Below are 11,861 nucleotides of genomic sequence, written 5' to 3'. Positions count from 1 at the left end.
CAGTTGATCCTGTTCCGTCCGTACCCGCCCGGATGGAAGCGCCGGCCCGGCAAGCAGCCGGGCCGGCGATCACCTCAGTCCGGCAGCGAAAACTGCACCGGCACCATGCCGATGGCCGGCACGGCCACGCCATCACGCTGGGCCGGCTCGAAGCGCCAGTGCCTGAGCACCTGTTGGCGTGCGGCCTGGTCCAGGCTGCGCGAGCCACTGCTGCGCTCGATGCTGACCACCGCCGGCTGCCCGTGGGAGTCCACCTCTACCCGCAACAGCACCGTCCCCTGCTCGCGGTTGCGCAGTGCCGCCAGCGGGTAGGCCGGCGGCGGGGCGCTGCGGTACTGCAGCTGGGCGCCGGCCAGAGGCGTGGAGGTATCGATGCTCGGTGCCAGCTGGGGCGGGGCCGGTTCGGCGGCCGGCAGTGCGATGCCCTGGGTCTCCTCCACGGTCGCGGTGGGTGCAGGCAGTGGCGGTGCTACCGGCTGCGTCCGGGGTTTCGGCACCACCTGGACGATCTCTTTCGGCGGGATCGGAACCGGCGGCGTGGGCGGTGGCGGGATCTTCTCGATCAGCCTGACCGCAGTCTTGTCACGTGGGACCTGCACGGCCTGGTAGGTCGCCGGGATCAGCAGCAACAGGAAGGCCAGCAGATGCAGGGCGATGGCCGCGCTCCAGGCGGCAACGCGGGCGGGGTCGAAATGCGGGGATGCAACGGGATACGTACGAACCATGGTCCACCTCCATGCCAGTGACGAAGTCCTCAACGCACCAGGGCCCGTGGCGGGGTTGCCGCACGCGGCTGGCAGTCCATCAGTAGCGCGACAGGGCAGCCACTGCCTAGAGGCAGGGGGGCGATCGTTGGGCTGGCCTTCAGCCAACGCCGGCTACGGGCATGAAAAAGGCGGATCCCCTGCGGGATCCGCCTTTGTCGGCAATGGCGAACGGGATCAGCGACCCAGTTCGAACACCACGTCCAGGTTGACCGAGACGGTCGATTCACCCGGTGCGACCGGGGTGGCCTTGTCCATCGCCGCGCCGGCCGACATGGCCCGCATCATCGGCATCGGGCGGTAGCCGCCGCCGGCGTTCTCGGAAATGCTGACGATGCGGCGCACCTGCAGGCCCAGCGACTTCGCATAGGTCTGGGCGCGGGCCTGGGCCTTCTTCAGTGCAGCCAGGCGGGCTTCGTCGTAGACCGGTTCCGGCTGGTCGATCTCGAAGCTGGGGCCGTTGATCTGGTTGGCGCCCTGCGCAGCCAGTGCATCCAGCACCTTGCCCAGCTTGGCGATGTCACGCACCTTCAGGCTGACCGTGTTGCTGGCCTGGTAGCCGGTGATCTTCGGTGCTTCGTTGTCGGCATAGCGGTACTGCGGATTGAGGCTGACGCCACTGGTCTGCACGTCGCGCTCGGCGATGCCGGCGGCCTTGATCGCGGCCAGTACCTTGTCCATCTGCTGGGCGTTCTGGCGCATGGCGCTGTTGCCATCGGCGGCCTGGGTGACCACACCGGCCGATAGGGTGGCCACGTCCGGCACGCGGGTCGCCTCGGCATTGGCCGAGATGTTCAGCAGGGTGCCTTCGGCCGGGGCGGCGATCGACGGCGACGACGGGGCAGCATGGGCGGTCATCGAGGTTCCAAGGGCGAGGGACAGGGCGAGCAGCAGCGGGGTGGCGGTCAGGCGCATGGAGAACTCCTTGTTGTGCCGTTGAGGGTGGTGTCGTAGCGATGAACGCGCTGTGAGCCCGTTCGGGGTTGCGCACGTTCCGGGACGGGTTGCCGACGATTCAGGTGGCGGCCTCAGGTTATGCTGTGCCGATGCTCTATCTTGCTTCCCGCTCCCCCCGACGCAACCAGCTGCTGGCCCGACTCGGACGCCCCTTCCAGGCCCTGGACCTGGAGGTCGTCGAGCAGCGCGCGCCCGCTGAAAGCGCCGAACAGTATGTCTGCCGGGTCGCCGCCGACAAGGCGCGCGCCGGGCTGGCCCGGGTGCTGGCCGATGACCCGCAGGCGCGCGTGCTCGGCTCGGACACCGAGGTGGTGCTGGATGGTGACGTGTTCGGAAAGCCCACTGACGCCGCCGATGCGCGGGCGATGCTGGCGCGCCTTGCCGGGCGCACCCATCAGGTGATGACCGCCGTGGTGGTGGTCGGCGCGGACGGGCTGGACAGCGAACTGGTCATTTCCGAAGTGACCTTCGCCCCGATCGACGCTGCCGACATCGCCGCCTACGTGGCCACCGGCGAGCCGTTGGACAAGGCCGGGGCCTACGCCATCCAGGGCGGGGCCGAGCGCTGGATCGAACATCTTTCCGGCAGCTACTCCGGCGTCATGGGGCTGCCATTGCTGCATACCGATCGTCTGCTGGCGCGCTGCGGCGTGCCGGCCACAACTGCCGATGCCGCCAGGGAGGCTGCCGATGTCTGAGGAAATCCTGGTCAATGTGACCCCGCGCGAAACCCGGGTCGCGGTGATCGAGAACGGCATGCTGCAGGAACTGCACATCGAGCGCGGTTGGCGCCGGGGTGTGGTCGGCAACATCTACAAGGGCAAGGTGCAGCGGGTGATGCCCGGCATGCAGGCCGCCTTCGTCGAAGTCGGGCTGGAGCGTGCCGCGTTCCTGCATGCCAACGACGTGGTGCGGCCGGCGCCGGTGGCCAGTGCCGATACCGAGAACACCACGCTGCCGCCGCCATCCAGCGTGCCGATCGTCGAGCTGCTGCGCGACGGCCAGGACATCGTGGTGCAGGTGGTGAAGGACCCGATCGGGACCAAGGGCGCACGCCTGACCACCCAGATCAGCATTCCCTCGCGCTACATGGTGCTGCTGCCGCAATCCAAGGTCGTGGGCGTTTCCGCACGCATCGAGGATGAAACCGAGCGCGCCCGCCTGAAGGCGCTGGTGACCGAACTGTCGGCGCAGCACGGGGGCTACGGCTACATCGTGCGTACCAATGCCGAGGGCCAGCCGGCAGAGGCCATCGCCGAGGACATCGCCTACCTGTCGCGCGTTTGGAACGTGGTCGAGCGTCGTGGCCGCGAAGCGGCCTCGTGCAGCAACATCTATGAAGACCTGAGCCTGCCGCTGCGATCGGTACGCGACCTGATCCGCAAGGACGTTGACAAGGTGAAGGTGGACTCCAAGGAGACCTTCGCGCAGTTGCAGGCCTTTGTTGCCAAGTACATGCCGGTGCTGGCCGAGAAGATCGAGCTGTACAGCGGTGATCGCCCGATCTTCGACATGTTCGGGGTGGAGGACGAGATCGGCCGCGCGCTGGACAAGCAGGTGCCGCTGAAATCCGGTGGCTACCTGGTGATCGACCAGACCGAGGCGATGACCACCATCGACGTCAACACCGGTTCGTTCCTTGGCCAGCGCAACCTGGAAGAGACGGTGTTCCGCACCAACCTGGAAGCGGCACAGGCGGTGGCACGGCAGCTGCGGCTGCGCAACCTGGGCGGCATCATCATCATCGATTTCATCGACATGGATGATGCAGAGCACCGCCGCCAGGTATTGCGTACGCTGGAAAAGGCGCTGGCCCGCGACCATGCCAAGACCACGGTGTACGACTTCTCGCCACTGGGCCTGGTGGAGATGACCCGCAAGCGCACGGTGGAAAGCCTGGAGCGCCAGCTGTCGGAGACCTGCCCGCAGTGCAGCGGTCGCGGCAGCATCAAGACCACCGAGACGGTGACCTACGAGATCTTCCGCGAGATCACCCGTGCCGTGCGCCAGTTCGATGCCGCGCGCCTGCTGGTGATCGCGTCGACCAAGGTGGTCGCGCGCATCACCGACGAGGAATCCGCGGCGGTGGCCGAGCTGGAGGAATTCCTCGGCAAGAGCATCCGCTTCCAGGCGGACGAGCAGTACCTGCAGGAGCAATTCGATGTCGTTCTGCTCTGATCCTCGCCGGCCGCAGGCCGGCGGTGGCCGATGAGCGCGCCGCCGCGCCTGCGACTGCGAAGGATCCGCCGTCATTTCATTGCCGCCTGCGCGGTGGGCCTGGTCGGGCTTGCACTGCTGGTGGGCACCTTCAGCCAGCTGCTACCGCTGGCCGAGCGCCATCCCGACAGGATTGCCGCCTGGCTTAGTGAACGCGCTGGCCAGCCGGTGCGTTTCGACCAGCTGCAGACCGCCTGGACCCGGCGCGGCCCGCTGCTGCAACTCAAGGGCCTGCGCATCGGCGCCGGCCAGGGCCTGGCGATCGGCGAGGCCGAAGTGCTGGTATCGATGTACAGCGGCCTGTTGCCTGGCCGGTCGCTGACCGAGCTGCGCCTGCGTGGCCTGGCGCTCGACCTGCAGCAGGGCGAGGACGGTCGCTGGTCGGTACGCGGCCTGCCGCAGGCCGCCAATGGCGGGGACCCGCTGGATGCGCTGCGCCGGCTGGGCGAGCTGCAGGTGATCGGAGGCCGCCTGGGCGTGCATGCGCCGGGGCTGGGGATCGACACCACGCTGCCACGCATCGACGTGCGCCTGCGGGTCAATGGCGACCGCCTGCGTGTAGGCGTGCGTGCCTGGGCCCAGACCCAAGCGCTGCCGTTGACGGCGGTGCTGGACGTGGACCGCGTGCGCGGCAATGGCCAGGCCTGGCTGGGCGCCGATCCGGTCGATTTCCATGCCTGGTCGCCGCTGCTGGCGGCCGGCGGTGTGCGCCTGCGCGAAGGCAAGGGCGAACTCAACCTGTGGCTGACCCTGCGCGATTTCGCGCCGGTGGCGGTGACCACCGATTCGGACCTGCGTGATGTCCGCATCGATGGCGCACCGATGCCCTCGATGGCGGCTCCGCAGCTGCAGCTGCAGCGGTTGCAGGCACGCCTGCGCTGGCAGCGCCAGGCTGATGGCTGGGCGTTGCAGGTGCCGCGCCTGCGCCTGAAAACCGAAGAGGGCGAGCAGCAGCTCGATGGCCTGCAGCTGCAGCTTGGCAAGCAGCTGCGGGTCCGTTCTGGCGAAGTGCAGGCCGGCACCGCGCTGCGTGCGCTGGCCCTGAGCGATCGTCTTGAACCGGGCCTGCGTCGCTGGCTGTTCCTGTCCAGGCCGCAGCTGGATGTGCGCGAGTTGCAGCTGGCGGGCGAACGCGATGGCCCGCTGTGGGCGCAGGGCGAACTGCAGTCGCTGGGCTTCGCCAGCGTGGGCAATTCGCCCGGCCTGCGCGGCCTGGGCGGGCGCTTCGAAGGCGACGCGGATGGCTTCAGCCTGCAGTTGCAGCCGCAACGGCAGCTGCAGTTCGATTGGCCGACCGGCTTTGGTGTGCGTCATGACCTGCATCTGGCGGGACAGGTGGTGGGCTGGCGCGACGAGGGCGGTGGTTGGCGTATCGGTACTGCGGCGATGCGCGTGGAAGGCACCGACTATGCGGCCGACGTGCGCGGTGGTGTCTGGTTCCAGGGGGACGGTACGCGGCCGTGGCTGCAGCTGGCGGCCAAGCTGGACGACGTGCCGATGACCGCGGCCAAGCGCTTCTGGATCCACTCCAAGATGAGCAAGGGCGCCACCGACTGGCTGGACATGGCGCTGGCCGGCGGCCAGGTGCGCAATGGCATCGGCCTGGTCAGTGGCGACCTGGACGACTGGCCGTTCGACAACAACGATGGCCGCTTCGAGGCCACCGGCCATATCACCAACGGTGACATCCGTTTCCAGCACGATTGGCCGTTGATGAGCCAGGTCGACGCCGATATCGCCTTCATCGGCCCCGGCTTCGACATGCATGGGCGCGGCGATCTGGCCGGTGTGGCGGTGCAGAAGTTCGAGGCGGGCATTCCGGATTTCGGGCAGCAGCCGCTGTATGTGCGCGCCGATGCGCAGAGCGAGGCGGGCAAGCTGCTGGCGATGCTGCGGCAGAGCCCGCTGCACAAGGATTATGGCGACACCCTGGACAACCTCACTGCTGCCGGCCCGGCGCATGTGACCTTCGATCTGCTGCAGCCACTGCACCACGATGAAGGTGGCGGCCACCTGCAGGGGACGGTTGATCTGGCCGGCGTGAAGCTGGTCGACAAGCGCTTCCAGCTCGCCTTCGACAACATGCAGGGGCAGGCGCGCTACAGCAATGGCGGTTTCGATGCCGAGGCACTGTCGGTGCGCCACCTCGGCCAGGACGGTCGCCTGAGCCTGCGTGCCGGTGGCTACGTGCACGACAGCAGACTGGCCTTCGAATCGCAGCTGTCGGCCACGCTGGATGCTGGCGTGCTGATCGACCGCGCGCCGGAGATGGCCTGGCTCAAGCCCTACATCACCGGAACCTCGCCGTGGACCATCGCGGTCAGCCTGCCCAAGGTCGCTCCAGGGGCGCCTGCGCCGCCCAGCGAGCTGCGGTTGAGCTCCGATCTGGTCGGGACCCGGCTGGACCTGCCGGCGCCGCTGGACAAACCGGCTGCCGAGCCATTGGCGACCACCGTGGCTGCACAGCTGCCGATGGGGGCCGGCCGCATCGACGTTGCGTTCGGCCAGCGCCTGGCGCTGGCCGCACGCAGCCACAACAACCAGACCGGTGTGCAGGTGACGCTGGGCAGCGACCATGTCGACCGCGAGCCGCCGCCGAGCGGATTGACCGTCAATGGCCGCAGCCCGACCCTGGACGCTCTGGAGTGGATCAGTCTGGCGCGGGGTGGCAGTGATGACGACGCCATGCCGCTGCGTGCGGTGGACGTGCAGGTCGGCCAGTTGAAGCTGATCGGTGGCGTGTTCGAGCAGACCCGGTTGCAGCTGCGCCCGGGCGCGCAGGCACTGGATGTGCGCCTGGACGGCCCGTCGCTGGCCGGGCGCCTGACCGTCCCCAATGCAGACGGCGGCACCATCAGTGGCCAGCTCGACCGCGTGCACTGGCAATCCCTGCCGGCGGCTCCGGGTGCATCGGCCGCACCGGCACGGGTACAGGCCGGCGCCAACGACATGGACCCGGCCAAGCTGCCGCCGTTCGCGCTGGACATCGCCGACCTGAAGTTCGGCAAGGTGGTGCTGGGCCAGGCGGTACTGCGTACGCGGCCGCTGGCCAATGGCCTGAACGTGGACGAGCTGCGCTTCCGTGCGCCCGACCAGGAGATCGACATCAGCGGTCGCTGGCTGGGCCGCACCGGTGGTGCCCGCACCGAGCTGACCGCACAGGTGCGCAGCGAGGACCTGGGCGGATTGATGCAGAACCTCGACTACGGCGGCCAGCTGCGTGGCGGTTCCGGCCAGGCGCAGCTGCAGGCCACGTGGAGTGGGGGGCCGTCGGACTTCCAGCTGGGCAACCTGCAGGGCCGCCTGGACCTGCACGCGCGCAACGGCCAGCTGCTGGAGTTGGAACCGGGCGCTGGCCGGGTGCTGGGCCTGCTCAGTGTCACCCAGCTGCCGCGGCGCCTGATGTTCGACTTCCGCGACTTCTTCTCCAAGGGCTTCGCGTTCAACCAGATCGACGGCAGCATGCAGTTCGGCCAGGGCATGGCACGCACCGACAAAGTGCTGATCGAAGGCCCGGCAGCCAACATCACCATCCGCGGCCAGGCCGACCTGCGCAACCAGCAGTTTGACCAGACCATCGACGTCAACCCGCGTGCAGGCAATCTGCTGACCGTGGTGGGTGCGGTCGCCGGTGGCCCGGTGGGGGCGGCGCTGGGCGCGGCCACCAATGCGGTATTGTCCAAGCCATTGGGCGAGATTGGCGCCCGTACCTACAAGGTGACCGGTCCATGGAAGGAACCGAAGGTGGAAGTGATCGAGCGCAGCCGCGACAAGGCTCCGCCACCCGTACCGGCACCGGCGCCGGCCATTCCGCCGACCGTCACCGGCCTGCCGCGCTCGCGTTGAGCGCGGCTTTCCTGTTCACGGGGCTTGCCTGAGCGCCCCCGCATCCCCAGATCGAGAACCATGACTGATATCGCCCTGACGCTTGCCCAAGACCGCCTGCTGCGCCCCGGCGGCCTGGATACCGCTGGCCTGGAGCGCACCTTCGGCCAGCTGCTCGGCCCCGGTGTGGACTTCGGCGACCTTTATTTCCAGCATGCCCGCCGCGAGAGCTGGAGCGTGGAAGACGGCATCGTCAAGGACGGCGCCCATTCCATCGAGCAGGGCGTGGGCGTGCGGGCGATTTCCGGCGAGAAGACCGGCTTCGCCTACTCCGACGACATCCATGCCGATGCGCTGCTGACGGCGGCGCAGTCGGCGCGTGCGATCTCGCGTGAAGGTGGCGCCCAGTCCGGGCGGTCGCTGCTGCGCGGCAACGCGCGCGCGCTGTACCCGGCGCTGGACCCGATCGATGGCATCGGCAACGAGGCCAAGGTCGAGGTGCTCAAGCGCCTGGATGGCTACCTGCGCGCCGCCGACCCGCGCGTGAAGCAGGTGATGGTGAGCCTGTCCGGCGGCGTCGATACGGTACTTATCGCCCGCAGCGACGGTGTGCTGGGCGCTGACGTGCGCCCGCTGGTGCGCCTGAACGTGCAGGTGATCGTCGAGCACAACGGCCGCCGCGAGTCCGGCTATGCCGGCGGTGGTGGCCGCTACGGGTATGAGGAGCTGTTCGCCGACGGCCGCCCCGAGGCCTTTGCCCGCGAGGCGCTGCGCCAGGCGCTGGTGAACCTGGACGCCGTTCCGGCACCGGCCGGGGTGATGCCGGTGGTGCTTGGTCCGGGCTGGCCCGGCGTGCTGCTGCATGAAGCGGTCGGCCATGGCCTGGAAGGCGACTTCAACCGCAAGGACACCAGCGTCTACGCGGGCCGCATCGGCGAGCGCGTTGCCGCCCCGGGCGTGACCATCGTCGATGACGGCACGCTGGACGGACGCCGTGGTTCGTTGAACATCGACGACGAGGGCCATCCGACCCAGTGCACCACCTTGATCGAGGACGGCATTCTGGTGGGATACATGCAGGACAGCCTCAATGCGCGGCTGATGGGCATGGCGCCGACCGGCAACGGCCGCCGCGAATCGTTCGCGCATCTGACCATGCCGCGCATGACCAACACCTACATGCGCGCCGGCCAGCACGACCCACAGGAAATGATCCGTTCGGTGAAGAAGGGCCTGTACGCAGTCAACTTCGGTGGCGGCCAGGTCGACATCACCAGCGGCAAGTACGTGTTCTCGGCCACTGAGGCCTACCTGATCGAGGATGGCCGCATCACCACGCCGGTGAAGGGTGCGACGCTGATCGGCAACGGTCCGGAAACCATGCAGAAGGTGCGCATGGTCGGCAACGATCTGGCCCTGGACGAGGGTGTGGGCATCTGTGGCAAGGACGGGCAGAGCGTGCCCGTGGGTGTCGGCCAGCCCTCGCTGCTGATCGAGGGCATCACGGTCGGCGGTACCCAGGCCTGAGCCGGGCGATGGCCAGCGCCACCGCCCAGGCCGGCGCGGACTCAGTCCTCGTCGGCTTCGTCGCTGTCGACGGGGTCGGCGTCTTCGGCGCTGGCCTTCAGGCCCAGTGCGGCCGGCAGCATCAGGGCGCGCAGCACCTGGAAGATTTCGCGGTAGGCACGCGGCGGCTTGTTCTTCGCCTTCTCGGCCTGCGCATTGCGCACCAGCGTGCGCAGCTGCTGGCGGTCGGCCTGCGGGTAATCGTCCAGCAGGGCGGCCAGCGCCTTGTCACCTTCGGCCAGCAGGCGCTCGCGCCAGTCTTCCACGCGGTGCATCATCGCCACTTCGCGGCGGCCGGTTTCGCTGTTGGCATCCAGCGCATCGCGGATCGCATCCAGCGTGGCTTCTTCTTCGCGGCGCATGTGCTTGGCCAGGAACGCCAGCTGGCGCTTGTGGGCGATGTGGGCGGTGATGCGCTTGCACTCGGCGATATGCGGCAGCAGGTCTTCCGGGATCGGCAGGCGCGCCAGCTGGGCCGGGGTCAACGACACCAGCTTCTCGCCCAGGGCCAGAACGTCGAGCGCGTCGCGCCGGTTCTGGCTGCGGCTCTTGTCGTGGAATTCACCGGTTTCTTCGTCGCGTCCGCGCATCGTTCCTACCTGATCTCAAAAAAAGTCGCCCGGCGTGATGCCGGGCCCAACCCGTACAGGATAAAGCATTGAACGTGATCGCCCCTGAAGTCGCTGTCGGCGACGACAGCCTGGCCCGGCTGGAACGGCTGGCCGACCTCTCCCAGCAGCTGCTCGACCGCGCCCGTGCGCTGGGCGCCAGCCAGGCCGAGGTCAGCTGCAGCGAGGATCGTGGCCTGGAGGTCAATGTCCGCCTTGGCGAGGTGGAGACCGTGCAGTCCACCCGTGACCGCGGTATCGCCGTCACCGTCTATTTCGGCCAACGCAAGGGCAGCGCCAGCACCGGCGACCTGAACGAGGCCAGCCTTGCCGCCACGGTCGAGCAGGCCTGTGCGATCGCCCGGCACACCGAAGATGACCCGGCTGCCGGCCTGGCCGAGGCCGCGTTGATGGCCACCGATTTCCCGGATCTGGATGCCTGGCACCCCTGGGCGCTGCAGGCCGACGAGGCGGTGGACCTGGCCCTGGCCTGCGAGAACGCAGGCCGTGAGGCCGATGCGCAGATCCGTAATTCCGACGGCGCCTCGGTGTCGAGCATGCAGAGCCTGTCGGTGTACGCCAATTCGCATGGCTTTTTCGGCCGTGAGCGTGGCACCCATCATTCGGTGGGCTGTGCGCTGATCGCCGGCCAGGGCGATGGCATGCAGCGCGATGGCTGGTACACCAGCGCGTTGGCCCGGGAGGACCTGGAAGACGTGGGCCTGGTCGGCCGTCGTGCTGCCGAGCGCACCGTCGCCCGCCTGCAGCCTCGCTCGATGGCCACCGGCAGCATGCCGGTGCTGTTCGCCCCGGAAGTAGCGCGCAGCCTGGTTGGCCACCTGCTGTCGGCGGTGTCCGGCGGTGCGCTGTACCGCCAGGCCAGCTTCCTGTTGGACAGCGTTGGCCAGCAGCTGTTCCCGGACTGGATGCAGATCGAGGAACTGCCCCACCTGCGCCGTGGCCTGCGCTCGGCCGCCTTCGACGGTGACGGCGTGGCTACCCGTGCTTCGGCCCTGGTCCGTGACGGCGTGCTGCAGCGCTATGTGCTGGGCATCTACTCGGCACGCAAGCTGGGCCTGCAGACCACCGCCAATGCCGGTGGCGTGCACAACCTGCAGCTGGCCGCCAACGCGGGCTCCCTGCAGGACATCGCCCGGCAGATGGGCGATGGCCTGCTGGTGACCGAACTGATGGGGCAGGGCGTGAACGGGGTGACCGGCGACTACTCGCGCGGTGCCGGCGGCTTCCGCGTCGAGAATGGTGAGATCCAGTACCCGGTGGATGGCATCACCATCGCCGGCAACCTGCGTGAGATGTTCAGCAGCATCGAAGCGGTCGGCAGCGACGTCGACCCGCGCTCGCACATCCGGACCGGTTCGATCCTGCTGGGGCGGATGACCATCGCCGGTAATGATTGATGGCGTCGATGGCGTAAGCTATGCCCGCCTGACGCAACCAGCTTGGTGCTGGTGGGTCAAGACCACCCAATGAAAAGGAGTTTTGTCGTGAGCGAATTCGATAACGTCCCGCCGCCGCCGGCCACCACCGACGTGCCGGCCGACCAGCGCACCATGGCCTTGGCTGCCCACCTGCTGGGTATCTTCACCGGCTTCATCGGCGCGTTGATCATCTGGCTGATCAACAAGGATGACGCGGGCAAGGCCTTCGTGACCGACCAGGCCAAGGAAGCCCTGAACTTCCAGATCACCGTGACCATCGCCATGGTCATCAGCATGATCCTGACCATCGTGATCATCGGCGTGTTCCTGGCCCCGATCGTGGGCATCATCAGCCTGGTGTTCAGCATCATCGCAGCGGTCAAGGCCAACAACGGCGAAGCCTATCGCTACCCGTTCGCACTGCGCCTGATCAAGTAATACCGGCGGCATGCGGAATTGAGAACGCCCGGCATTGCCGGGCGTTT

The 11,861-nt window shown here is 68.1% G+C and carries 9 protein-coding genes; 6 read left to right on the top strand and 3 right to left on the bottom strand.

The features are described from left to right. Nucleotides 1-74: 74 nt before the first annotated feature. Complete coding sequence (locus tag ACZK2R_RS16550) at nt 75-725, bottom strand: energy transducer TonB (protein WP_071228714.1); 651 nt, start codon at nt 723-725, stop codon at nt 75-77. A 216-nt stretch (nt 726-941) separates the two neighbouring features. Further along, on the bottom strand, nt 942-1,679 hold the full coding sequence (locus tag ACZK2R_RS16545) for an SIMPL domain-containing protein (protein ID WP_006382138.1): 738 nt from the start codon (nt 1,677-1,679) through the stop codon (nt 942-944). A 131-nt stretch (nt 1,680-1,810) separates the two neighbouring features. Between ACZK2R_RS16545 and ACZK2R_RS16540 the strand changes: the two genes are divergently transcribed. The 4 genes from ACZK2R_RS16540 to tldD are packed head-to-tail and all read left to right on the top strand — an operon-like array spanning nt 1,811 to nt 9,290. After that, nucleotides 1,811-2,419 carry a Maf family nucleotide pyrophosphatase gene (locus tag ACZK2R_RS16540; RefSeq protein WP_032128990.1) on the top strand — a complete coding sequence of 203 codons (609 nt, stop codon included), beginning with the start codon at nt 1,811-1,813 and terminating at the stop codon, nt 2,417-2,419. Next, nucleotides 2,412-3,899 (top strand): ribonuclease G, encoded by a 1,488-nt coding sequence (rng, locus tag ACZK2R_RS16535; protein WP_010482960.1) that lies wholly within the window; start codon nt 2,412-2,414, stop codon nt 3,897-3,899. The genes ACZK2R_RS16540 and rng overlap by 8 nt, the downstream gene beginning before the upstream one ends. Before the next feature lie 30 nt (nt 3,900-3,929). Further along, the gene (locus ACZK2R_RS16530) at nt 3,930-7,784 is read left to right on the top strand and encodes a YhdP family protein (protein WP_180836608.1); all 3,855 of its coding nucleotides are present in this window, start codon (nt 3,930-3,932) and stop codon (nt 7,782-7,784) included. A 60-nt stretch (nt 7,785-7,844) separates the two neighbouring features. Next, a complete protein-coding gene (tldD, locus tag ACZK2R_RS16525; protein WP_180836609.1) occupies nt 7,845-9,290 on the top strand; it encodes a metalloprotease TldD in 1,446 nt (481 codons plus the stop codon). Nucleotides 9,291-9,331: 41 nt separating this feature from the next. Here tldD and yjgA read toward each other — a convergent pair whose 3' ends face one another. Beyond that, on the bottom strand, nt 9,332-9,919 hold the full coding sequence (gene yjgA, locus ACZK2R_RS16520) for a ribosome biogenesis factor YjgA (protein ID WP_180836610.1): 588 nt from the start codon (nt 9,917-9,919) through the stop codon (nt 9,332-9,334). A gap of 68 nt (nt 9,920-9,987) precedes the next feature. Here yjgA and pmbA point away from each other — a divergent pair, with 68 nt between their 5' ends. Both pmbA and ACZK2R_RS16510 read left to right on the top strand, forming a co-directional pair. Further along, on the top strand, nt 9,988-11,355 hold the full coding sequence (pmbA, locus tag ACZK2R_RS16515; protein ID WP_180836611.1) for a metalloprotease PmbA: 1,368 nt from the start codon (nt 9,988-9,990) through the stop codon (nt 11,353-11,355). 87 nt (nt 11,356-11,442) lie between these two features. Further along, the gene (locus ACZK2R_RS16510) at nt 11,443-11,814 is read left to right on the top strand and encodes a DUF4870 domain-containing protein (RefSeq protein WP_010482972.1); all 372 of its coding nucleotides are present in this window, start codon (nt 11,443-11,445) and stop codon (nt 11,812-11,814) included. Nucleotides 11,815-11,861 lie beyond the last annotated feature (47 nt).

The organism is Stenotrophomonas sp. 96582_Sma, from assembly GCF_056480905.1.
This window is presented reverse-complemented; position numbering and strand designations above follow the sequence as displayed.

Excerpts from the sequence above, each read along its gene's own strand:
- ACZK2R_RS16550 (WP_071228714.1), bottom strand. The coding sequence starts at position 725 with ATGGTTCGTACGTATCCCGTTGCATCCCCGCATTTCGACCCCGCCCGC.
- ACZK2R_RS16545 (WP_006382138.1), bottom strand. The coding sequence starts at position 1,679 with ATGCGCCTGACCGCCACCCCGCTGCTGCTCGCCCTGTCCCTCGCCCTT.
- ACZK2R_RS16540 (WP_032128990.1), top strand. The coding sequence starts at position 1,811 with ATGCTCTATCTTGCTTCCCGCTCCCCCCGACGCAACCAGCTGCTGGCC.
- rng (WP_010482960.1), top strand. The coding sequence starts at position 2,412 with ATGTCTGAGGAAATCCTGGTCAATGTGACCCCGCGCGAAACCCGGGTC.
- ACZK2R_RS16530 (WP_180836608.1), top strand. The coding sequence starts at position 3,930 with ATGAGCGCGCCGCCGCGCCTGCGACTGCGAAGGATCCGCCGTCATTTC.
- tldD (WP_180836609.1), top strand. The coding sequence starts at position 7,845 with ATGACTGATATCGCCCTGACGCTTGCCCAAGACCGCCTGCTGCGCCCC.
- yjgA (WP_180836610.1), bottom strand. The coding sequence starts at position 9,919 with ATGCGCGGACGCGACGAAGAAACCGGTGAATTCCACGACAAGAGCCGC.